We start from the raw sequence: 22,791 nt of genomic DNA on the forward strand, positions 1-22,791 counted from the left end.
ATGGATCGCAGCGACGAAGCCCTCATGCGCGAGGCATTCGCCCAGTACTGGCACAAGCACGAACGAGTGGAACAGTTGTACCGGGAAGCAGAAGACCTCGCGTCAGCCTGGCTGGACGGGCCGCTCGCCGAGCACTGGCAGTATCTGGGTACAGCCGTGGCGGACTGGGTCGCCAAGCCCAACATGATGCGTCGATACACGACCCTCCTGGCCAACGGGCGGACCATGCCGGACGTCACCACTGACATCCAAGCCCGCAGCATCTATCAGGCCCAGCTTCTCGCCGATCCCAACGGTCACCAAGTCGTTGCTCCGGAGGACCAACAGCTCGCAGTCGAGCTAGTCCAAGCGCGGACGCGCTTGGACGTGGCGGCGAGTTACCTCATCGACGTCGCCCACCCGAACGGCACCAGCAGGCCCGATCCGGTGCGTGTGGACACCGCCCGCGCCCTCCCTCCAGCTGCCGTGTCGGGTAGTGCGGGCAACGACCTCGACCTCTAGCGCCGTGGACGAGCCGAATCAGTCAGTAAATCAACGTGATTCATGCGAGGACGTGAAATGACACAGTCAACATCGGACACCGCGACCGAGTTCGCAGAACTCCTTTACTCCATCATCGACACCTGGCGATCCAGAGACCCAGACGCCGGCAGTATGCCGGATGACGTTCGCAGACAGATCAATTTGGCTGTCCGCGAGGACAATCGCCGCAAAGCGGTTGAATACCAGAGCGCCCGAACGAAAATCGAGGCCGCGGTCCGCGACCACCAGCACAACATGCTCGTCGGCTACCGACCAAGGTGCGCTGAGACGCACGACACCTGGTTCACCCGGCAACAACAGCTCGGCAAGCAGCGATTGGCGATCGAGCAGGCCATCAACGCCGAACCCCGGTTGACCACCGAGGACCGAGGGCAGGCAGTCGCGGCGCTCTCGGTGGCCCACCACGCGCCGAGCACCCCCGCGCTGCCCGTGTTCACTCCGCACCCGCCCACCGGGCTCCAGGCGCTGCGCGCCCGCGTCCAGGCAAAGCTCGCACAGTGGCGTGCAGGACAGCTCAGCGACAAGCAGCGACGCATGGCCGAAGCCTGGGAACAGGTACATCGCGAGCGCCGCGAACAAGCCCAACGCCTCGCCGGACCGGAAGCGGCTGAAACACTGGACCTTTCGCGCGCTCTCGGCTTGCACGACCACGGGGTGTGGCTCAGCCGCGACACCCACACTCAACAACAGGCTCAAATCGGCGAACTCGAAGCAACCGTCCAAACGCTGCGCACAGAAAAGGACCAATTGGCCCAGACGGTGGCGGAGCTAACCGCGCGCCTCGACCAGCTGGTGCGACCGACCGCAAACCAGGCTCCGTCCGAGCAGCAGCAGAAGCCGCCCGAGCGCCAACAGCCATCTACCGACCAGGTCAAACCTGATCCTGCTGCGCCGGAGAACCCGGTTGTCGGCGAGACCGAGACCCTGTCGACAGACTCGGCGCTACCTGCTGACGAAACCCCGGCCGAGACAGCCGAATCGGACAAGGCCACAGCCGATCTGATCGGCGCGGCTCACCCGAATTTCGTTACGCCTCAGCCCAAACCGACGGCGTCCACCCAAACCACGGCCGAACACCAACATGTCGTCTCCGCACCGTCGGCTGGTGACGGCCTCGACATCTGACGAAGGGGATTGTGATGGACCCCGACGAAACTCTGCGCCACATACGAGAAATCGTGTATCGCCTCCGCGCGGATTTCTTGAACGACAAGGGCATCCAAATGCATCTCGGCATGCTTGTTGACCGAGTATCCGAGCTGGACGAATGGCTCAGCGACGGCGGAATCGCGCCGTCGGCGTGGACTTCCGACGGGCGGAAGCCGTTCGAATTGCCGCGTTCGCAGCGGATGCGTCGGCTGGGCATGGAGGTGTCCGATCACATTCTCCGGCTGGTCGACACCGCCGATGAGTACACCCGCGGCGACCTTCAAGGGGTCACCGAGGTTGTGGCCTACGACCTCGTCAACCAGGTCTTCCACATCGCGCAGTCTTCGCCGGACGCAGATCGTGCCGAGGCCCGGATCGGCCCCGCGTCAGCGTCGGACCTGATCGCCAAGGCGACTCCACGACCTGCCAGCCCAGGTCCGATCGGTCGGCCTTCCGGCGTGGTGGACAACACGACCGCAGGCTCCGGCGCGGACAGCGCCTTGGACCTGTGAAATCGACCCTGAACTGGGAAAAGAGATACGATGGCATCGAATTCGCGACACCCCGGCGAGGGGCAAATAGATCTGTTTGACTTGCCGGCATCCTGGATGTCGGTAATCGAGGAGGACCAGAATGTCACATCAGATTCGCCAGATAGTCGAGACGACCTGGCGCGAGCACATCGGGCTTCCGACGGAGTGGAGCCCGACGCAGATCGACAGCTTTCTGGATCAGCAGACGGCCTCGATCTGTGGGGAAATCGAGCAGCGGATGGGAACGGCGCAGGGTCCGGCGGTAGCGCGCTGGAAGCTGGAGCATCCCGGTCAGGAGCCGGACTACATGACATTGGTGGCGCTGATCAACACGGGCCGAGCGCAGGTGACCGAGGAAGTGTTGAGCGAGGCGCTGTACGAGAAGGTGCCCGAGCCCGAAGACAGCCGCGACGATCTGCCGGTCGAACCGGCAAGGCGGATGGTGAGCAGCTCGCCGGATCGGTGGAGGTTCCCGGATCAACGGACACCGGAACCGGACGCCGACCTCGACGCGCTGGCCGATCGGCTGCTGCCGAATCGGTCGACGCTGGTGCGGGTGATGGCGGAGCACCTGTTGCAGACGATGAGGGAGGACAACCAGCCGCTGCCGGACGTACGGCACGACCCGGCCATGTTGTCGTTCATCAACCGGCTGGAAGCCGGGATGCGGCTGGACGGCCAGCCGCTCGACGGCCCCGGCGCTCTCGTCGAAACGCGCTAGATCCCAACCAACTCTCGCTGCTCGACGACTTCGGCGCACAGCCGATCGACCCGATGGCAGCGAATCCCGGTGCCACGCCGCTGCCGCCCACTCCAGCGGAGCTGCGCGCCACCGCACAACTTGGTGACCAGCAGAATCGATCAGCCCAGCAGCCCTCCGCGCCCGTAGCCGACCGAACCGGCACGCGACCCGATCCGCGCAGGAAGCCAGCCCCACAAAACGCGGACGCGGAACAGTCCGGCCGTGAGACAACAGAATTCAGTGCGGCGCAGCGGATCGAGCAGATCATCGTCGATGCCGGACTCGATGACGAGCAGGTCGAGAGTCTGAGCTTCGATCTGGAAGCCTGGCTCGATGCGTCCGCAGCGCAGTCACCCTACGCTGACGCGCTCCGAGAGCGGCTGACACGACGGATCGCCGAAATCCGGTCCCTGACCGGCGACGCCGCCGACACCACCATCGACCGCAACCAGCCTTCCGAGGCCGGGCAGATCGATGCCGTCGTGCGGGAAACGGCGGCTGGCACAGATATCGAAGCGCCGGCCGACGGCGAATCCGATGCCGGCTTGCCGGAACCGGTCGATTTCGTGCCCGGCACGGCAGTCCTCGTACCGGACGATCCGAAGGACCGCGCCCGCGCCAACCTCGACGTCATTCGCCTACTCGACGCCATCGATTCCGAGGATCGTTTCGCGACGCCGGACGAACAGGCCGTTCTCGCGACATGGTCGGGATGGGGTGCGATTCCGGAAGTCTTCGCCCGCCAGGCCATTGGATGGGACGACGAGCGCGCCGACGCGAAGGCTGCCAGCGGACACCGGATAATCCGGGTGGGCGGACAGGTGGCTCCGGGCTGGCGGACATGATTTCTCCGGATGGGCGGACATCTGAATCTCCGGGACACGCCTGAGTAAATGCGAAACGGGATCTTTCGGGCGGGTTGGCTTGCGTGTGATCGCTCGTCACCTGCGTCGAAGGGATCCCGTTGACCAAGTCCGACAGGGAGATCATGGAGATTCTGGAAGCGTTCGACCTGACCCGCTGCGCGCACTCGGCCGCGCAGCTGGCCGGTGTCGATGAGAAAACGGTGGCCCGCTATGTCGCGATCCGCGACGAGGGCCGCGATCCGCGGGTGAAACCGCGGAGGGTCCGTTCGATCGATCCGTTCGTGGGCAAGATCGAGGAGTGGGTGGACAAGTCCCAGGGCAAGGTCCGCGCCGATGTGGTGCATGAGCGGTTGCGGGCGATGGGATTCACCGGCACCGACAGGTCGACGCGGCGCGCGGTCGCGCGGGCGAAGGCGGCGTGGAAGGCAGGCCACCGCAGAAAATACAGGCCCTGGCTGCCCGAGCCGGGGATGTGGTTGCAGTTCGACTGGGGCGAGGGCCCGCGCGTGAAAGGGCGCCGGACGCAGTTGTTCTGCGCGTGGCTGGCGTGGTCGCGGTATCGGGTGGTGATCCCGTCGTGGGACCAGACCCTGGGGTCGCTGGTGCTTGGCGTGGATGTGACATTGCGCCGGATCGGTGGCGCCCCAACGTATTTGCTCACCGACAACCCGAGAACCGTGACGGTGGATCGGATCGCGGGGCTGCCGGTGCGGCATCCCGAAATCGTCGCGGCCGGACGCCATTACGGCTGCAAAGTGGAAACATGTGAGCCCTTCGATCCGGAATCCAAGGGCGGCGCGGAGCACACGGTGAAGATCGCGAAGGCCGATCTGGTGCCGACCACGGCGAATCTGCTGCCGGAATATGCGTCGTTCGCCGAGCTGGCCGATGCGTGCTGGGCGTGGTGTGAGCGGGTCAACGCTCGCCCGCATCGCGAGACCGGCGTCGCGCCGATCGCCCGGCTGGGGATCGAGCGAGCGCATCTGCATGTGTTGCCGGCTGCTCCGCATGCGATTGCGCTCGGTGAGGAACGCCTGGTCGGTGACGATCAGACGATCCGGTGGGGATCGGTGCGGTATTCGACCCCCGACGGGCATCAAGGCGAGAAGGTGTGGTGCCGGGTCGCCGGAGAGGAGCTGGTGGTCACCGGCCGGAACTCGGTGGGGCTGGCCGAGATCGCCCGCCACGAGTTGTCGACGCCGGGGCATCCGCGCATCCTCGACGAGCACTATCCGCATCATGCCGGCGGGGATCTGCCGCGGGTGCGGAAACTGCGGCCCCGCACTGCCACCGAGATCGCGTTCCTCGACCTCGGTGAAGGAGCCCGCCGCTGGCTGACCGAAGCCTCGGCTTCCGGGGTGTCGCGGATCCGGGCGAAAATGACCCGGGCGCTGGAGCTGGCCGCGATCACCGGGCCCGACGCGGTCGAGGAAGCCCTCGGTGTCGCCGCGATGGCCGGCCGCTTCGATGACGGCGACCTCGCCGCGATCCTCGACCATCTGGCGAAGTTCCCGGCCGTCGAGGACGTGGTGCGCGCCGACGAAACACACTCGGTGCAACCGGGAACCGCCGGTTGGGGGAGGTTCGGCGCATGAGTCACCCGAAAGCCCCCGCCCTGCCCGACGAGCTCGACGCGATCTGCCGTCGGATGCGACTGCCCTATCTGCGCAAGGCCGCACCCGATGTGCTGGCCACCGCCCGAGCGCAGCGCTGGGATCCCGCCGAGGTGGTGCGGGTGCTGCTCAACGAGGAAGTCACCGGCCGCAATTCCGCCACCCGCCGGCAGCGCCGCAAGCGCGCGAATTTCCCTACGGGAAAGACGTTTTCGTCGTGGCTGCCGGAGGAATCCACCATCCCCGAACCCACGCAGAACGCGCTCGCGACACTGGAATGGGTTGGGCGACATGAGAATTTGGTGGTGGCCGGAGCCTCCGGCACGGGCAAGAGCCACTTCGTCGAGGCGCTGGCCCACTCGGCGATCGAGAAAGATCTGCGGGTCTCGTGGTTCACTCTGGAATCCCTCGCTGTCACGATCGGCAAGGCCAAGGTCGACGGGTCGATCGCCCGCGCGGTCGCCCGGATCTGTTCCTGCGATCTGATCGTGTGTGACGACATCGGCATGCTGCCGGTCGGCCAGGACGCCGCCGAAGCGTTCTACCGCGTGATAGATGCCGCATATGAGAGGCGTTCCATCGCCGTGACCAGCAATATTCATCCGTCCGGATTCGACACCATCATGCCCAAAACCTTGGCCACCGCGGCAGTGGATCGCCTTTTGCACCACGCGCACCTGGTCCAGACAAAAGGCGATTCCCACCGGCTCGCCGAAGCCCTCGCCGGCAAAGGGGTGACGCCGCTGAGCTGACCTGATTCAGCCGGAGACCTGATGTCCATCAGCCCGGAGATCTGCCGTCCGCCCAGCCGGACCCGTCAGGTCCATCCGCCCGGAGGTCCAAATGTCCGTTGACAGAATGACCAGGCAGCCCGACGGGAGCCTGTCCCACACCCGTGACACGGTGATGAGGGGGGCGGCACACCGCACACCACAACCTCGAAACAGAAAGGCACACACCACAGTCCCCGACAACCGCCCGCCCCAACAGGACCACCCAGCGCCGCCACCGGCCAAGGCGTCGACGCCACTACCGCACGCCCCACCCCGCCGAACGAAGACCGGGAAACCGACATCGAGCGACTTGACCGGCCCCACCCCTTCATTCCTGTAAAGGGCGGGGCCGGTCAAGCGGTCGTGTGACTATTTCCGCTGGATGCCCGCAGTGTGTTTTGTGGTGGGGACGCGTGTAACCGCCTTCCCGGGTGGTGCAGGGAAGTTGCGAGAGGGGTCGGTGATTCGGTTTGTTGTGTCGTCGTTCTCCAGGTCGTCGATGAGTTGACGCGTCAGGCCGGGTGGTCCCGGCTGTCGTGCATTCCTTCGCCTGCGACAGGGTGGGGCGTGGAGCTCTGCGACACGCGGCATACAGGGTCAATCAGAAATTCGACCACGCCGTCACGGGGGCCGGAAGGAGGGACGACCACGTGCATGCCGCGGCCGGGATGCTCACCCCGCGTTCCTGGCCAGCGCCCGGATCTCACCGTCGCGCAGGCCGTAGTAGACGAGGATGAGCAGCTTGCGGGCCGCCGCGATCTTGGCGATGTTGCGCCCGCGCCGGTCGGCGATCCGGTCGCGGTCGGCGCGGATCTTGGTGGTGCCGCCGACCTGAATGGCTTCCACCAGCGCCCACCGCAACAACCGGGACCCCTGCTTGGTGATCTTTCCGCGGTGCACGGTGGTGTCGGATTCGCGGTGGCGTGGGGTCAACCCCGCCCAGGAACACAGCTGCGCGGGCCCCCGGAACCTGTCCACCTCACCGATCTCGGCCACCAGCACCGCCGCCAGCACCGGGCCGATCCCGGGCAGCTGCTGGATCGTTCGGTAACCACGGTGGCCGTCGAGCCGGGCCGCGATCCGGGTGGTGAACGTGTCGACTTCGGTGTCGAGGACATCGATCAAGTCCAGCAGCGATCTCACCCGCTGCGCGTAGACCTCGTCCAGGCGGACCTTGGCCAGTCCGGCCCGTCCCTGGACCCCGAACAGATCGGAGGCCGGGATGAGCACTCCAGCCTTGGCCAGCACGCCGTGCACCTGAGCCTTGAGCCCGGACCGCAGGTTCACCAGTTTGGCCCGGTAACGCACCAACTCCCGAAGCTCTCGGGTCGGCGGTGGCGCGATCCACGCCTCGGGCAACCGGCCCATCCGCAACAGATCCGCCAGGTCCGCGGCATCGCGCACATCGTTCTTCACCCGCCGATGCTGAAATCCCTTGACTCCCAACGGATGCGCCAGATGCACCGTGGCACCGCACTCTCGGAGCGTGTCCACCGCCCAATACCAGCCGTAACAGGCTTCCACCACCACCTCCGGCGCCGGACCGGCCTGCCGGATCTGTTCCGTCAGCACCGCCGGATCGTTGGCGATCTTGACCACCCCGATCCGGTTGCCGGCTTCGTCCAGTCGGACGATCACCGACCGGCGACGATGCAAATCAATACCCACGAACTGCTTTCCGCCATCCTCGTTCACCAGGGGCCTCCACAAACTGTGCGGAATCTGACACCCCAGCATCAGCCGAGACGCCACAGGAGCGGGAGACCCCGCCCCTTACATGGCATCAGGAATGACACGCGGAGATGGCCGAGAAGTTCGATGCCTATCGACAGACTCTGTCCCCCGGCCCGCCTTTGCGGTGCGCTGGTGGCTAGGCGGCGAGCGGGTGCGGGATCCCGGTCATAGCGGACAGCGCTTCGGCGACCTCTTGGACGCTGGCGCGGATGTAGGTGGCGGTCTGGCCGGTGCGACTGTCCGGCTCGGCATGCCCGGCGTAGGCGCGAGCGACTGCATAGCCGAAGTTGCGTTCCACCCAGGTCAGCGTTGTGTGGCGGAGCCAATGGGTGCTGATCTGCTGGCGGCGGACCCATTCGAGGTGAGTACCGATCCGATTCCAGAGGGAGTCGTACCGGCGGCGAGTGACGAGTCGGCCGTCGCGCTGGCGGAACAGGGGTTCGGTTTCGACGGGACTGTCACCGTGTCGTTCCGCGATGTGGTGGAGCATTGCCTGCATGAGCGGGCGCGACACGGGTTGCCACCGGACGGTTTCGCCTTTCTCCCGTAGAAGGACAAGGCATTGCTGCGGATCGAGGTCCATGGGCCGTAAAGCAAGGGCCCCGGCGCGTCGGCAGGCGGTTTCGATGTGTAGCCGAAGCAACATGGCATCCAGGCACGGATCGTTGCCGGTTGTCGCGGCGACATGCACGATTTCGGCGAGTTGCTGGTTCGGTATCGCCCGCCGGGTGCTGGCCAGTCTGCGGGGCTTGGCTACCTTTCGGGCTGGGTTGTCGTCAGGACGGATGAATCCGTCCTCTTCGGCGTGCCGGTAGAGATACCGGGCAGCGGCGATGAGACTCTCCACGGCGCTGCGTCCACCGCGGGAGTTACGGCGGACGACGGCCTGCTGTTTGGTCGTTTCGGCGAGTTGCCGCACGTCGGCAGGGGTCGGTTCGGTAATTACGCGCTGACCCCACGCCTGCTCGATGCGTCGCAGGTAGGGGCCGTAGACGCGCAGGGTGCTCGGCGGCATCGTGGCAATGATCGCCGGTATGTAGACGCTGAAGGTCGGGATGTCGGCGGGCGTGGTGGCCTCGACGAGCTGTTCCGGGGTGACGCCGAGTCGGGCGAGTAACAGCCTGGCGGCCTCGATCTCGGTAGCGGCTGTCATCCGGCACCATTCATTGCTCGTTCGTGCAACGATGACAACGCCTGCTCTATAACTCGCATCGGATAGATAAGAAGGAACTTGCGTCGCACTGACGCCGCAACAAGAACTCGTTCACCCGGTGTGATTTGGCAGCGATGGCGGCACACTGCGGGAAGAAGGAGATGTCCTCGACCCGTCAGTCGGCGGTCGCCGTTTGGGTCTTGTCTGACGATGATGGTTCGCCCGGCAACCTCTATTGCCAGCTTCGGCTCGGGTCCCCAATCCAAGACTCCTACCGGCCTACGGTCACTGAGACGACCGTTGACGCTAACCGACGTGACGCTGTACTGGAATTGATCAGCCTCGGCATCGATATCCGCCGCTAACTCCGGCATCGGGAGTTGCATCGGTTGATCGGAATCGGCTGACACCAGGGATTGCGTGGCCGACCAGGTCAGCGGTACGAGGGTGTTGTTGGGGTCATTTTTCATTCGCTGCCCTGTTCAGGCGTGGCCTTCTTGGCCGCGACCCACTCGTCGACGTCGGCTTCGTCGAAGAGCAAGGGGGAATTCCGGGCGCGGCCGGCTTTCCATGCCCGGTCGTAGAGTTCGTGGCCTTCGACGCGAAGGTGGCGGATGCGGTCAGGGCTATGTCCGGTTCGTGCAGAGACCTGGTGAATTCGGAGAATTCTCCCCCGGACACGATCAGGTCGTCCCTGTGCATGTTTCATCGGAGCGGCCCGCTCAGCTAAGGTCAGCCTGTGTGGCGAGTGCTTGCGCCTCGCCGGAGAACCATTGTGCGAGTTCTTCGGCATTGGCCATATCCATGCCTTTCTCGAACTCGGCGAGCAGCGCGAAGATCACATAGGCTGGGCGCACGCCCTCGTCCGGATCCTGGATCATGTTGATCAATGTGATGACGAAGTCGATGTCTCTGCGGGCCGTGTGAGCAAGTGCGGACATCGCAATTTGTTGTTCGTGGACGGAGGGGACTGGGTATTGCTGGACTTGTGCCATGAGGATCACCTCGTGAGGTCGTCCGGCGGGTGCAGTGTTGATATGGCCATCGGCCAGCGGAACCGCCGGAGAATCGCAGACTGACCCGACGCTGCGCTGTGGAACAGGAGCAGAAGGTCGTCGGGAAGCCATCGCTGCGGCACTGATGCACTGTCGGACGATGGCGCTACATCCGGATTCGCTACCAGCGTTCACCGGGAAACCCTGAAAGAGGGCGCTCATAAATTGTAGACCTGAGATCGGAGTCCGTGCAATCTTCTGGCTACCCGTGCAGGAGTGCGCAGATGAGGGTGTCGTCCTCGGCGGCCAATGGATGCCGGGGACATCTGCGCAGGTCAGGGTTGATGTTCTGTAGTGAAGTCGATGATGGCCTGGGGGCGCCGAGTGTCTCGCAGTGCTGACCACTCGGCGTGAACCGGAAGCCACGGGTTTGTCTCGACGAACCTGATCCGGAGGTCGGCCGTGGCGTTGGTGGCTCCCTGGCGTAGCTCGGCGCAGCAGCGGGCGATGGCGGCCATGCCATTGTCGTCGATGTCCGGGTTACGGGATGTCCACGGCTCGAGAGGGCCCGTGACCGGGCACAGCCATCGGTTGATGAGGCATGTGCCGAGATCGATTCGGGCGAGAGCGTGAGTTGGCGGGATGGGGCAGCCGGCGAGGGTGGCCGAGTCCAGGTGAGGCGGTGGCGGCGGCTGCAGGCCGGTGATGTCGTGGACGATGCCGCGCACGCTGCGCTTGCCGGAGTCGATGTATACCCGGGCGATGATGCGGAGGTGCCGGCGGATGATGCTGAACCGGCCCGGGGTGGTGACTGTTCCGATCCATCGATCCGCGGCCGAGTTCCGGTCGAACAGATCCAGGAAACCGAGGAAGTCGTCGAACCCGTCGAAGTGGCTCACAAGATCCGGCAGGGTACGGTGTGTGCGGGACGGGCTAGGCAGGACCCCCAGTTGCCGCTCCAGCGCGGAGTTCAGTTGCGCGACACCGGTTGTGGCGTCCCATTCGATGGTGCCGATCGGTGCGCGCCTCGGCGGCTTCTGTGTGGGGGTCCCCGTCCACAGCTGTACCGCGTGGACCGCTCCGGATGGGCCCAGGGTGGGCACGATGTGTACCGCGAGGGGCGCTGTGCCCTGTATTTCGCGGTATTGCCGCTTCCGGGTGAGGATGCATTCGCCGACGGTCGTGGGCAGTATCTGCGAGGCTCTCCTGCTTTGCGCGATGCGGGTCCGGTCGAGTACTCCATGGTCTTTGAGCTTGTCCTGATCGGCAACGACGACGAGTTCGGCTGTGGCGGAGAGCGTTTCGGCTAGAGCCCAGCCGAGGACGCGAGATTGTTCTGGCTGCTCGGTTCTGGCTCGAGGTGTCTGCTGGGTTCCTGCCGGGCTTGGTGGGCGGCGGCGGGGCAGGTCGGCCGGAGAGGGGCAGCGGTGGGTGGAGGCCGCTGGCTCCGGCCGGGCCGGGTGGAGACCGGGCGTGGGCGTGGTGTGGCCGAGTCGTTCTGTGCCGTGTCCGTTCGGAGCCGGATCGGCGTGGGCCTGGGGGTCGGTAGTCATTTTCGGGCTCCTGTCCGCGGTGAATGAGGTATGAACGCGGGCAGGGGATTACCCCTCGCGCGGGCTGCGGATCGGCGGCTGGTGGGCGGCCTGGTCGGCGAGGGACAGCGCTTGCCTGGAGAACCATCGGGCGAGCTGTTCGGGGTCGATGACGTCGATGCCGCGTTGCCATTCGGCGATCATGACTGCGGCGACGTTGACCGGAGAGAGGTCGGCGGTGGGATCCGAGAGTAGGTGCAGCGACGCGGCGAGCGCGATACGGTCGCGGCGGGCAGCGTGGGCGAGGATCGCCATCGCGAGCTGCTGCTCGGGCACGGAAGCATAAGGAAACGACGGGTTCATGGAAGTGCCTTTCGGTCGAACAAACGGAGTGTTGTGTTCGGGCTTGGAAAGACACACTGGCGATCCGAGGCCCGATTGTGCGCCGCTCGCCCCGCGGTGCGGGAAAGCGGGAGCCGTGTACTGGAACAAGCCAGTACCGGCGGGGTCTCGGTGCCGGAATACCTCGGATCACCGGAAGTATTTATTCCGCCTTGCTATTATACTGCAAATATTGGTACTGCCGTACCGTTATGGCGGAGAATTTTCTATCCAGAAATCGATAGACGCTTGTGGCCGTGAGTAATTCGCTAAGGGTGAGCCGCTCACGTGCAGCGTTGTCCAGGGGCCGTGGTCGATGAACCGCACGCGCAGGGAGAGGGTGACGGACCTGCCGGCGGTCAGGTCTGCGACAGCGATCAAGGCCGCGCGCAGATCATCGGGATGCAACTGGGGGTTGGCGTGGCGCCACGGGGCCAGGTGGGGATCGTGGCAGATGACCGAATGCATGAGCGTTGTGCGCAGGTCCATCAGCGTCGAACCGTGACCGCAGGTCGTGCGCGACGATAGATTTGTCGTGCGAGGTGATAGGTGCTCTGCCAGGGGATCCCAGCTAGGGGGTGGTGTCATGGCGGTGAGATCGGCGATCACCGCGCGCACGATCGGCACGCCCTTTGGACCTATCACCGATCGGGCGGCCATCCATAGGTGCCGCTTGGTCTTCGTGGCTGGGTCGGCCACGACGAGGCTTTCGCACCATCGAGGTGCCGGCTCGATCGGATCGAACAAAGCGATCAGGCCGAGCTTCTCGTCGATCCATAGGACGTGTTCGAGGACCGCGGGCAGTGTCCATGGCACATCGGTACTGAACAGGGCGGATATGGGTGTGAAGCCGTCGGGGCTGCCGAAGTGGGCGAGCAGACTGGTGTCGAACTCCAGGGGAATCAGCGGTACCTGCCGGACGACCTCCTCGGGGGTAGCGGTGTGGATTCGTACGGCGTGGACGGTTCCCGACGGTCCGAACACGGGGAGGCAACTGACCGGCAGTCGCTGATTTCCGGCCTGGAAATGTGCGGTGACCGGCTGGTTCTCCCGGATCGTGCGATGTACGAGAGCGAGCCCCTGGTCGGCAACATTGGGGCCCAGCGCAGGCCAGCTGGTCTCACGCAGGGCACGGAACACGCGCTGGAAGCGGCGCTGACCGCCCGAGTTTGCGATCACCGTGGGCTCGGACTCGAAGCCGTCTAGACATTCGGCGATGAACCAAAATCCAGTGCCCGCAGCCGGTCGGTGCGTGAGCGCGCGTCGCGTCGCGTCGGTGTTTCTCACTGCCGCGCAGGTGGCCAGATTTCCGGAGACGTGGAACCTGGTCTTACGTCTTGTGGTCATCGTCGACCTCCTGTCGGTGAGTGGGCTTCTCCTTCTCGGCCGCCGCGCCCCGAAAAGGCTGGTGGCGGAAGTTTTCGTGTGCCGTGGTGGTTTCGCCGCCTGTTTACGGTGGTTCGGCGGTGAGGGTGAGTGCTTGGGCCAGTGCTGTCGCGAGTCCGTGGGCGCCGACTGCGTCGAGTTCGCAGTCGCCGCCGAGCCCGGTGTCGATGACGTATGTTGTCAGGTCGCGTTCGATGCCGGTGGGGTTGTAGTACTCGGTGCGGAGAACCATGAGGCTGCCGTGGTCGGTGCCGGAGATGGGGATGGTGCGCCGGTGCACGCATATGAGGTCGGTGCCGTCGTTGTCTTCCCAGCCGTGGTCATCGGGTCGTTCGCACCAGAGTGGGCAGGGCTCGCGCAGGGCTGCCGGTGCGGTGTCGTGGAGGCCGGCGGTGGTCATGAGGTCCACCTCTGGTCGGGTGTCTGAGGGTCGCTGAGGTGCGCGGTGATCCCTGGAAGATGGGCAGCGAGCAGATCCACCAGCTCGGTTGCGACGATTTCGTCCAGTGGGTCGTCGGCCAGGCGAGCCGCCAGTTTCCGGGCCCGATGGGAGTAGTCCGAGTCGGCGACCGTCGGGGCTGCGGCCAGGTGCACGAACTCCCATCCGAGGCAGCTGGCGGCGTGGTGGTGGCCGCCAGCGTGCAGCTGGGCGATTCGCTCGATGATGGCGTCGATTCCATATGCCGCAGCGATTTCCCGGAGGTCATGTGTTGGTTCGTCGCCGTTGCCGTGCGCTGGCTGCGATGCCTGCTGCGGCGCCGGTCCCGCGACGTGAATGCGCGGTGCGGGGGAGGTGCGCAACTCGGCTGGATTGTTGCTCGTGCCGCACTCCGCTGGCTCGGTCCATGAGGCGGTCAGTGCAGCGGTGGAGTTGGTGTGTGGTTCTGCGGTTGTCATCGGCAGTCCCTGCCTTATTCGGCTCGTTGACGCCGGCTGTCCGCCGGATGGTCGAGATCACCGGCGTCGACTGGGGAAGACCAACCGCTTCTTCGCACTCGCCGGAATGCCGGCTATTCGCGTATGCACGACGAGGTTACGTCCGTCACATATATCTTAGCAACACTTTTGCGATATTATAGCAAAGCTTCTCAGCAATGATATGATGTGAGAGCGGTCGACATAGGTTCCTGAGTGTGTCGCACCCCCGGGAACGGCTGCAGTGTTCTGGCGGTATTCGAGCCGGTCGAGCTGTTCCTATATGGATGTTGTAGGGCCTGCACGCAGATCGGAGAGGCCACAGTGACCGACAAGCATCGCGGTAGCAGCACCAAGGGTGACCCCGACCACTTCGGCATGGTGATGCGCGGGGAGCGGGAAGCGCGCGGCTGGAGCCGCAAGACCCTGCACGATGAGCACGACGGCCCGTCCGAGATGACGCAGTACGGGGTCGAGATCGTCAGGAAGAAGCGTCCCAAGAAGCCCACGTACGACGGGTACGACCGCGCCTTCGGATGGCCTCCGGGTACAGCGGCAGGCATTTTCCACGGCGACCCGCCGCCGCGCAAGAATGAGCCGGCCACGGGGGGTGGCGAGGACGACGTCCGGCAGGCGATCGCCTTCCGGCTCTCCGGGTACTCCCCGGCCGAACTCGGTCAGGTGCTGGACCTGCTCAAGATCGTGGAAGGGATGCGCAAGCCGACCCCGGAAGGAGATTGACCACGTACCCGTCATTGGTCGATACGCCACCGCTCTGGTTGCCGGTGCGGTACATGATCCTGCGTCGGCGCGTAATCCGGCTGCTTCGTCGCCTGCAAGTCGAGCCGTCGGACGGTGTCCCCGCCATTGTCGCCGCACTGACACGGCGCGTCGGCCCGATCACCGTCAAACCGCACCCCCTCGTCGTCCCCGGCTCCCTGGCCATCACGGTGCATGACCCCGACCTGGGCGTGGTGATCTTCGTGCAGGAGACGACGACGCCCGAGCACCAAGCCCACCTGCTGCTCCACGAGCTGGCCCACGTAATCCTCGGCACCACCGAGGACGCTGCGGTGGTGACGGGCGGTGACCAACACGACCGCAGCGGCCACTACACCGAGCCCGCGGAGCGCGACGCGGAATTCGTCGCCCGGCTCATCTCGACGCGGATCGACCTGAGCACCGGCGCACAACTTCCCGCCCAGGCCGACGAACGCGCCGAGCGACTCGCGCGGACGTTGCAAGAGCGGATCGGCTGGTGACGCGCCATGACCTACGACTCACCCTGGAATATGCCGCTACGCATCGCGGTGACCGTGCTGATCGGGGTGTGGCGGTGCTGGCAGATGACCCACCGCAAACCAACCGCCGAGTCGCTGGCGATCACCGTGGCGATCCTGGCCGCCTGCGTGGCCGGGTGCCTCGAAACGCTGTCGGCCGCGCAGGCCCGCTCCGTCACCGGGCGCCCGTACATCACCGCGTCCCTGCAGACCTGGACCCTGATGATCATGCTCGTCGCGCTGTGCGTCTACTACGCGGCGGGTCACGCCACTCCTGCGGCCAGGAACCTGATCTACACGGTGGCCGGGATCGGCGCTGTGTCGGCGGTCGCGACCCTGGTGTCCGGCGTCACGGTGACGCCCGGCCGCGCGCTCTGGGATTTTGAGCATACCGACACGTTGACCTGGTATTTCACGAGTGCCCTGTTCTTCCCGGTCGCCACCTTCGCCGCCGGTCTGCTCGCCGCCCGCGCGGCACGCCGCGCCACCGGCGCGCTGCGGGTCGCGCTCGGGCTGGCCACCACCGGCCTGTGGATACTCGCTCTGAACGGGCTGGTCATGCCGTTCGGGTTCTGGAGCGGCCACCGGGCCGCCAGTATCGGCATCGGGCCGCAGGATGCGTTGGCTGAACCGCTGAAAGCGATCGTCTTCGTCGGCTACATCGTCGGCGGCGTGGTCGTGGTGCTCAGTTGGGCCGCGGTGGCCGTCGCGCACCGCACGCGGCAACTGCGCGCGACGTGGATCGCCACACTCGATGCCCGCGCCATGCGCCGGTTGCGCGATGACCTCGGCACCATCGGGCCTTACCTGACATTTCCCCGCGCGGGCTGGACTCCGCTGCTGCTGCGACCGCATACCGCGCGCATGACCGCCCGCATCGAATGCCGCGACCGCCTGGTCACTTTCAGCCCGCGCCTGGCCGACGAGCTCGATCCCGCTGCCTATCAGGACCCCGACAGCGTCGCGGCGGCCCTGGTCCGTCTCCGCCGGGCGGGCGCCCTGTATCAGCCCGACAGCCAGGTCGCCGCGGCACCGATCCTCATCATCCCCGGAGCCGACGGCCGGGACCAGCTGATTCCCCTAGCCCGCAGTTACGCACGACAGAGCAGGCCCGACCGCTACGCACGCAACGCAAGGAGATCAGCCCATGGTGACCATCATCGGTGGCGGTATCGCAGGATCGGCCCTCGCGGGCGCCTTCGCCCGGCGGGGTAAAGAAGATGTCCGCCTCTACGAGCAACAAACCGACGTGACCGCGGGCGGCGCGTTCCTCGTGGTCGACGGGCGCGGTCACGCCGCGCTCACCGCCCTCGGCGTCGACGAGGATCGCCTGCACGACGCCTCCTATCCCCTGAACGGCCTGCGGTCCATCAGCAGCGCGGGCGACCGCATCGAGGCCACCCCCGACCAGATCCGCGAGCGAGGCCACCGCTTCTGGCAGCGCCGTCGCCTGATGGCGATCCTGGCCGAGCACGTCGCCGATTCCGGGGTCGACACGCATTACGGCGCCCCCGTCACCGACATCACCCTGGGCGTCACCGACGGCTGCCTCCTCCACCACGGCACCACGACTACCGCCGTCACCGACGACCTGATCATCGCCGCCGACGGCATCGATTCCGTGGTCCGCGCACGCCTCGAGCCCGCCCGTACCCCGGTCTACGCCGGCGAGGTGATGCTCTACGGCATGACCACCGGCCCGGTCGAGCTGCCCACCGACCCGAGCACTCTGCACTTCTATCGTGAGGTCGACTCCCAGCTGTGCACCTTCGGCCACATCTGGCGACCCGACGAGCCGGCGGCCTGGTTCATGCGCTTCACCCGCCCCGCCGCAGACCCCACAGACCTCGGTGTCCGCCCGATCGACGAATGGGCCGAGACTGTGCTCGCGGGCACACCGCACAATCAGAACCTCGCCCGGATCCTCGTCGAGAACACCAGCCAGGTGTACCTGGCCAACGCCCGCAACGTCCCCCTCACGGGCGCGGCAGAGCCTGAGCTGCCGGTCCTGCTCGTCGGCGACGCCGACCATGCCATCACCCCCGCCGCCGGAGTCGGCGCCCGCGATGCCCTCGAAGACGTGCACGCCGTCTACCAAGCCCACATATCCGGTGAATCTCCCGCCGCCGCCATGGCCCGCCGCCGCGCCCAGCTCATCGACAGCCGCAATATGGCGGTGGCGCAAGGCGTCACATCCGGGACAGGAGGACGCGACGGTGGCCGAGCAGAGTGAGACGGTCACCGCGGTCACCGACGCAGGGCAGATCCGCGGCCGCGTGACAGCCGACGGAATCCTCAGTTTCCTGGGGGTTCCTTATGCAGAACCGCCTGTCGATCCCCGGCGTTTCGAGCCTCCCCGGCGCAGAAAGGCGTTCGAGACACCGTTCGAAGCGGGCGAGTACGGCCCGACAGCTCCGCAACGCCGAAGGCAGGGGCCGCTCGCGGCGATCATGCCGAATGTCGTACGTCCCGGCGAGGACTTCCTGAACCTCAACATCTGGACGGGAGCCCTCGACGGCCGTCGGCCCGTCATGGTGTTCATCCACGGCGGCTGCTGGACGTGGGGGTCAGGGACCGATGACGGGTACAACGGGTCCCGCTTCGCCCGCGACGGCGTCGTCCTCGTCACCATCAACTACCGCCTCGGTTTTGATGGGGGGTTCGCGTGGTTCGGTGACGGAACACCCAATCTCGGCCTCCTCGACCAGATTTCAGCGCTCGAATGGGTGCGCGACAACATCGGCGCGTTCGGCGGCGACCCGCACGCTGTCACCGTGTTCGGTCAATCGGCCGGTGCTCTCAGCATCGGAGCCCTGCTCGCCATGCCCCGAGCGCGGGGGCTGTTCCAGCGAGCGATCATGCAGTCCGGAGCCACCTACCACGCCATCGGCCCCACCTCTGCCCGGCTGGTCGCACACCGTCTCGCCGCCGCCGTGGGCGTCCCGCCGTCGCGCGAGGCACTGTCGAAGGTTCCGCTCGACGAGCTTCTCGAAGCACAGGAACAAATCTCGGCGGACATGGCGAAGAATCCGAACACACGGCTGTGGGGCGACGCCGCGGCGAACGGGCTGGCATTCGAACCCATCATTGATGGCGACACCTTGCCTGTGCTGCCGATTCACGCCCTCCAGCACGGTGATTCGGCTGATGTCGACCTCCTGGTCGGCACCAACACCGAAGAGACGATGATCGCCTTCGCCCCCTCGGGTGTCGACCACGTCCAGGCATCGATGCTTCATCCGATCGCGCGGCGAGCCGGTCTTCCCCCCATCCGGGCTCTTGAGGCGTACCGCGCCGAGCGCCCGGCCGGACGTCCGGTCGACCACGCCACCGCCATCCTCACCGATCAGACCTATCGAATCCCGGCCTTGCGCACCGCCGAAACCCACCCGCGCGCTTATGTCTACGAGTTCGCCTGGCGCTCACCGGGATTCGACGGCCAACTGGGGGCCTGTCACGGCGCCGAGCTTCCCTTCGTCTTCGACAACCTCGACAGCCCCGATTGGAAAACACTGGTAGGCGACGCACCGCCCCAGAAACTCGCCGACCGGATGCACGCCACCTGGATCCGATTCGCTCGCACCGGAGACCCGGGATGGGACCGCTACGACTCCGGCAAACGAGTCGTCATGATCTTCGACGGCAACTCCAGAACGGTCTCCGATCCCCGAGGTATCACTCGCGCCGTGTGGTCCGGTCGGCAATGACGTAGCCGAGGAGACAGCCGATCGTTTCCCCGACCATGCTGCCCGCAACATCACGTGAAGGAGGATAACCATGTCCGACACAGTGACCGCCCAGCGGTACGTTGTCCGCTATCCGAACGTCGAAGCACTGCAGTTCGACGGCACCGACGAGTGCGCTCGCCAGCTGCAGCAATGGGGCGCGCCGGTCTGCCCGGACCCGCTACCCGATGGCGGCTGGATGCTCGAATGCACGGCGATCGGCGCCTACCGGCCGCAATCGCTCTACCACAACGTCTGGGTGATTCACTCCGAACTCGGCTGGGACATCTGCGAGCCGGAACAGTTCGAGCGCATGTACACGAGAGCGGGGTGAGTACCTCGGACGGACGGGGCTGTGCACCATCGAAGTCGGCTCTGGCACAACGATTCAGGACAGGTCGGATCCGATCCGATCACCACGTTGTCCACCACCGATCACGAAGTGTCTCAGTGGGATTGCCCGGCCCGATGGCCACGTGGTGGAGTTGAGCGATGTCGCCGGATGGACCAAGGATGAGTTGATCGCGCGCATCTTGGATATCCAGTTCCCGGCCCTGAAGACCGGACCCAGGCATCACAACTGCAACTCGTGAGCAGGTACCCGAGGCCGCGGTTGGCCAAGTTCGAACCGATAGGCAGCGAGGGCGAGGGGGCGGCGTTCGGCCGTGAACGCTTCGAGTCCGGCGGGGAGGTCGGCGGCCTGGCGGAGGCTGCGGGCGAGCACGATCGCGTCTTCGATCGCCGAGGTCGCTCCTCGGCCGGCTAAGGGTGACGCAGCGTGCGCGGCGTCGCCGACCAGCACGATGCGGTCGGTGTGCCACGGCCCGTCGGGTGCGAGGTCATAGAGCGCGATCGGGGTGCTGACCTCGGAGGCGTCGATGAGGTCGCCGACCTCGGTGTCGCGCACCGACTCCAGCATCACCGCCACGTCCGGGATGTCATCGGGTGCCGCTGTGTTCTCCAGGATGGCCCAGAACGATCCCGCACGGACGTCGCCGACGTAACCGACCAACCCGGATGAGCGCGTCCAGAAGTGCAGTACCCCGGTAGGCAGCCCGGGTACGCACTTCGGATGATGGCAGTAACGGATGACTTCTCCGGTAAAGGCCAGCTGAGTGGCGTTCCCGATAGCCTCCCGCGTGGTCGACCGAGCCCCGTCGGCGCCGACGATGAGATCGGCGGTCAGGTCCTCGGCTCGTGCGGCGCACCCATACCGGCAGCGGACGCCTGCCTGGTCGAGCCGATCACGCAGGGCGGCAAGCAGATCGCGACGCCACACATGGGTACTCGGCCACTGATGCGTGGGTTCGTAGCGCGAGTACTCGCCCCCCTGCCCCGTCCGAGTGTCGACATACGCCGCCCTGACCACCGGAAACCCGGCAGTACGGACACGGTCACCGACACCGAGTCGCTCCAGCACCGTCATCGCTGAGGGACCGAGAGTGAGCCAGCCCCGGACATCGGCCGATCGTGAGTCGGCCTCGTAGACCTCCACCACTGCACCGACCTCGGCGAGCGCCAGCGCCGCACAGGCCCCAGCAATCCCGCCGCCGATGACGGCCACTCTCACCCCGGAGATTGTCACTAGATCAGGCTAGGAGACCCGGCTACCGAACTTGGCCGATATCACCGACTTCCTCTCTGCCAAGAGTGGTAGCCGACCTCCAACCGTCGAGTCGTGCAGTTGCCGAAAGCCCTGAGCGCACTTTCGAGCGGACTATGATGACACACCCCACGAAGAGTTGACGTCGCACGACACGACAGGATTCGGTGGTCATGAACGGCCTCACAATGGACCAGTGGTGGTTCCGCTCCGGCGTTCTGGCGGTGGTCACTCTCTGGCGGGTATATCAGACAATCCGCCGCCCCTCGGTCACGTCGGCGCTGATCACGGTCGGAATCCTCGCGGTTGCAGCCAGTTTCGTCTTCGAAGCGCTGGGAAACTCGGAGAATCTCAAGGGCGGCCGGCCTTTCCTGCCCACCTCGATAGAAGTACTGCTGCTGATGGTGGGCTGGCTCGCCCTCGGAGCGTATTACGCTCACGCCGACGCGAGCCGGGTGGCGTGGCGGATCGTCATGTTCCTCGTCGGATTGGCCTCGGTGAGCTTCCTTCTGATCGCCGTCATCGGATTCGTCATCCCCGCTGGGATAAACCTCTACAACTTCACCGTCGGCGAAGTGGTGCTGTACTACCTGGCGCAGCTGCTGATCTACCCGGGATTGAACGGGGCCGTCGGATATCTGGCCTACCGGCACACGCGCCGGTCGCGCGGTGCGTTGCGCGCCGCCTTGACACTGACGACATTCAGCCTGTGGCTGCTGACGCCGATGCTGGTGGTCCGGTTCGTCGAAGTGTGGGACCGATATCGCGGAATTGCGGTACCGCGCTTCATCATGCCGATGTGGCAGGGCATGTATTTCTGCGGCGCGACCCTTCTGTTCGTCAGCTTCATTGCGGTGGCAGCAGCACACCGCACCAAACAACTGGCCGACATGTGGCGTGCGGTGCGCGACAACCGGAAGCTGCGGCGGCTTCTGCACGACCTGGAAGCGATCTCACCACCGCATTTCGCCTATCCCCAGACCGGCTGGACACCCCTGCTGCTGAAGCCGCACACCGCGCGCATGACCGCCCGCATCGAATGCCGCGACCGTCTGGTCACCCTGAGCCCACACCTCGGCGCGGAACTGACGCCTCACGACTGCAATGAACCGGCCGCGGTCGCACGAGCGATCGCCATGCTTCACCGGAGCAGCGGACGACCGCCCGAAACCATGTCCACACAACCGATCGCGATCTTGACCGAGGAGTCACCCGAGAACGATTTACTGGTCAAACTCGCCGAAAGCTACTGCCGCCTCACAGAGAGGTAGCGACGGGGCTCATCCTCGACGGACCGGACGACCGTGCCAGCCGCCTTCCAACAGTCGGGGTGCCTCTACATCTGGCGGCCCGGCGAGCTGGAGGCTTGGTACGTGCGGTTCACCCGCCCCTCCGCGGACCCAGGCAGCAGCGCCTGGAACGCGCTGCGATCGCTTGCGATCGGGTCCCGCCGTCAAGGCCAGCTCGCCGAACCCCGAAAACCGGCTCGTGGTGCGGCAATTGGAACGTGACTGGGAACATGTCAGAACAAACTCTCACTACGCAATGGCAACTGATCGAGGACCACGAACGCTCCCTGCGTCAGCGTCCCACGCGGTTGTCGGCGGCCGAATTGGCCGTGATCGGTGCTGTCGCAGACGATATCCCGGCGCTGTGGTCGGCGCCGACAACCACCGTCGGCGACCGCAAGAAGCTGATCCGTGCCGCCATCGATAAGGTCACCGTCACCCCCGCGGGTGCCATGCACACCACCATCTGCTAGGCCGCGGCCACCACACCGACGCTGACCTGGTCCGCCCCGTCGCCCGCATTGACCAGCTGTCCTACTACCCAGCCCTGACCGAACTACTCGCCACGCTGGTCGGTGC

General features: G+C 65.8%; 25 protein-coding genes. 15 read left to right on the forward strand and 10 right to left on the reverse strand.

Annotation, left to right across the window (positions count from 1 at the left end; all coding sequences use genetic code 11):
* From HPY32_RS02920 to istB, 7 genes are all read left to right on the forward strand, one after another.
* Positions 1-501: a hypothetical protein gene (locus tag HPY32_RS02920; protein ID WP_067582954.1), complete on the forward strand. Its 501-nt coding sequence runs from the start codon at positions 1-3 to the stop codon at positions 499-501.
* Positions 502-558: 57 nt separating this feature from the next.
* On the forward strand, positions 559-1,668 hold the full coding sequence (locus HPY32_RS02925; RefSeq protein WP_156674192.1) for an AAA family ATPase: 1,110 nt from the start codon (positions 559-561) through the stop codon (positions 1,666-1,668).
* A 14-nt stretch (positions 1,669-1,682) separates the two neighbouring features.
* Positions 1,683-2,204 carry a hypothetical protein gene (locus tag HPY32_RS02930; protein WP_067582960.1) on the forward strand — a complete coding sequence of 174 codons (522 nt, stop codon included), beginning with the start codon at positions 1,683-1,685 and terminating at the stop codon, positions 2,202-2,204.
* 121 nt (positions 2,205-2,325) lie between these two features.
* On the forward strand, positions 2,326-2,946 hold the full coding sequence (locus HPY32_RS02935; RefSeq protein ID WP_067582963.1) for a hypothetical protein: 621 nt from the start codon (positions 2,326-2,328) through the stop codon (positions 2,944-2,946).
* Positions 2,947-2,999: 53 nt separating this feature from the next.
* Positions 3,000-3,812 (forward strand): hypothetical protein, encoded by an 813-nt coding sequence (locus tag HPY32_RS02940; protein WP_067582966.1) that lies wholly within the window; start codon positions 3,000-3,002, stop codon positions 3,810-3,812.
* Positions 3,813-3,955: 143 nt separating this feature from the next.
* A complete protein-coding gene (istA, locus tag HPY32_RS02945) occupies positions 3,956-5,428 on the forward strand; it encodes an IS21 family transposase (RefSeq protein ID WP_067585657.1) in 1,473 nt (490 codons plus the stop codon).
* Positions 5,425-6,198, forward strand: coding sequence for an IS21-like element helper ATPase IstB (gene istB / locus HPY32_RS02950; protein WP_067582969.1), 774 nt, complete (start codon positions 5,425-5,427; stop codon positions 6,196-6,198). Before istA ends, istB begins: the two co-directional genes overlap by 4 nt.
* A gap of 693 nt (positions 6,199-6,891) precedes the next feature.
* Here istB and HPY32_RS02955 read toward each other — a convergent pair.
* The 9 genes from HPY32_RS02955 to HPY32_RS02995 all read right to left on the reverse strand — a co-directional run bounded on the left by HPY32_RS02955 (position 6,892) and on the right by HPY32_RS02995 (position 14,297).
* Positions 6,892-7,914, reverse strand: a complete 1,023-nt coding sequence (locus HPY32_RS02955; protein ID WP_067577925.1) for an IS110 family RNA-guided transposase — start codon at positions 7,912-7,914, stop codon at positions 6,892-6,894.
* 175 nt (positions 7,915-8,089) lie between these two features.
* Entirely contained in the window at positions 8,090-9,106 is a 1,017-nt protein-coding gene (locus HPY32_RS02960) for a site-specific integrase (protein WP_067582972.1), read from the reverse strand.
* Entirely contained in the window at positions 9,103-9,576 is a 474-nt protein-coding gene (locus HPY32_RS02965; protein WP_156674193.1) for a hypothetical protein, read from the reverse strand. Before HPY32_RS02965 ends, HPY32_RS02960 begins: the two co-directional genes overlap by 4 nt.
* Positions 9,577-9,828: 252 nt before the next feature.
* On the reverse strand, positions 9,829-10,101 hold the full coding sequence (locus HPY32_RS02970; RefSeq protein WP_156674194.1) for a hypothetical protein: 273 nt from the start codon (positions 10,099-10,101) through the stop codon (positions 9,829-9,831).
* 335 nt (positions 10,102-10,436) lie between these two features.
* Entirely contained in the window at positions 10,437-11,654 is a 1,218-nt protein-coding gene (locus tag HPY32_RS02975) for a GAF domain-containing protein (protein WP_171982700.1), read from the reverse strand.
* 48 nt (positions 11,655-11,702) lie between these two features.
* Positions 11,703-11,969 (reverse strand): hypothetical protein, encoded by a 267-nt coding sequence (locus HPY32_RS02980; protein WP_156674196.1) that lies wholly within the window; start codon positions 11,967-11,969, stop codon positions 11,703-11,705.
* A 255-nt stretch (positions 11,970-12,224) separates the two neighbouring features.
* Positions 12,225-13,361 (reverse strand): GAF domain-containing protein, encoded by a 1,137-nt coding sequence (locus tag HPY32_RS02985; protein ID WP_156674197.1) that lies wholly within the window; start codon positions 13,359-13,361, stop codon positions 12,225-12,227.
* 103 nt (positions 13,362-13,464) lie between these two features.
* The gene (locus tag HPY32_RS02990; RefSeq protein WP_067582996.1) at positions 13,465-13,800 is read right to left on the reverse strand and encodes a hypothetical protein; all 336 of its coding nucleotides are present in this window, start codon (positions 13,798-13,800) and stop codon (positions 13,465-13,467) included.
* Positions 13,797-14,297, reverse strand: coding sequence for a hypothetical protein (locus HPY32_RS02995; RefSeq protein WP_067582999.1), 501 nt, complete (start codon positions 14,295-14,297; stop codon positions 13,797-13,799). The genes HPY32_RS02990 and HPY32_RS02995 overlap by 4 nt, the downstream gene beginning before the upstream one ends.
* 342 nt (positions 14,298-14,639) lie before the next feature.
* Here HPY32_RS02995 and HPY32_RS03000 point away from each other — a divergent pair, with 342 nt between their 5' ends.
* The 6 genes from HPY32_RS03000 to HPY32_RS03020 all read left to right on the forward strand — a co-directional run bounded on the left by HPY32_RS03000 (position 14,640) and on the right by HPY32_RS03020 (position 19,654).
* Positions 14,640-15,056 carry a hypothetical protein gene (locus HPY32_RS03000; RefSeq protein ID WP_067583001.1) on the forward strand — a complete coding sequence of 139 codons (417 nt, stop codon included), beginning with the start codon at positions 14,640-14,642 and terminating at the stop codon, positions 15,054-15,056.
* Between the two features lie 53 nt (positions 15,057-15,109).
* The gene (locus HPY32_RS03005) at positions 15,110-15,577 is read left to right on the forward strand and encodes an ImmA/IrrE family metallo-endopeptidase (protein ID WP_156674198.1); all 468 of its coding nucleotides are present in this window, start codon (positions 15,110-15,112) and stop codon (positions 15,575-15,577) included.
* 6 nt (positions 15,578-15,583) lie between these two features.
* Complete coding sequence (locus HPY32_RS03010) at positions 15,584-16,810, forward strand: hypothetical protein (protein ID WP_067583006.1); 1,227 nt, start codon at positions 15,584-15,586, stop codon at positions 16,808-16,810.
* Positions 16,743-17,828: an FAD-dependent oxidoreductase gene (locus HPY32_RS43760; protein ID WP_082870936.1), complete on the forward strand. Its 1,086-nt coding sequence runs from the start codon at positions 16,743-16,745 to the stop codon at positions 17,826-17,828. The genes HPY32_RS03010 and HPY32_RS43760 overlap by 68 nt, the downstream gene beginning before the upstream one ends.
* Entirely contained in the window at positions 17,812-19,302 is a 1,491-nt protein-coding gene (locus HPY32_RS03015) for a carboxylesterase/lipase family protein (RefSeq protein ID WP_067583009.1), read from the forward strand. The genes HPY32_RS43760 and HPY32_RS03015 overlap by 17 nt, the downstream gene beginning before the upstream one ends.
* Before the next feature lie 70 nt (positions 19,303-19,372).
* Positions 19,373-19,654 (forward strand): hypothetical protein, encoded by a 282-nt coding sequence (locus HPY32_RS03020; protein WP_156674199.1) that lies wholly within the window; start codon positions 19,373-19,375, stop codon positions 19,652-19,654.
* A gap of 240 nt (positions 19,655-19,894) precedes the next feature.
* Here HPY32_RS03020 and HPY32_RS46045 read toward each other — a convergent pair whose 3' ends face one another.
* Positions 19,895-20,890 carry an FAD-dependent oxidoreductase gene (locus tag HPY32_RS46045; RefSeq protein ID WP_171982701.1) on the reverse strand — a complete coding sequence of 332 codons (996 nt, stop codon included), beginning with the start codon at positions 20,888-20,890 and terminating at the stop codon, positions 19,895-19,897.
* Between the two features lie 206 nt (positions 20,891-21,096).
* Between HPY32_RS46045 and HPY32_RS03030 the strand changes: the two genes are divergently transcribed.
* A complete protein-coding gene (locus tag HPY32_RS03030; protein WP_067583017.1) occupies positions 21,097-22,194 on the forward strand; it encodes a hypothetical protein in 1,098 nt (365 codons plus the stop codon).
* 248 nt (positions 22,195-22,442) lie between these two features.
* Positions 22,443-22,685 (forward strand): hypothetical protein, encoded by a 243-nt coding sequence (locus HPY32_RS03035; RefSeq protein WP_156674200.1) that lies wholly within the window; start codon positions 22,443-22,445, stop codon positions 22,683-22,685.
* Positions 22,686-22,791: the final 106 nt, after the last annotated feature.

The organism is Nocardia terpenica (assembly GCF_013186535.1).
Taxonomy (GTDB): domain Bacteria; phylum Actinomycetota; class Actinomycetes; order Mycobacteriales; family Mycobacteriaceae; genus Nocardia; species Nocardia terpenica.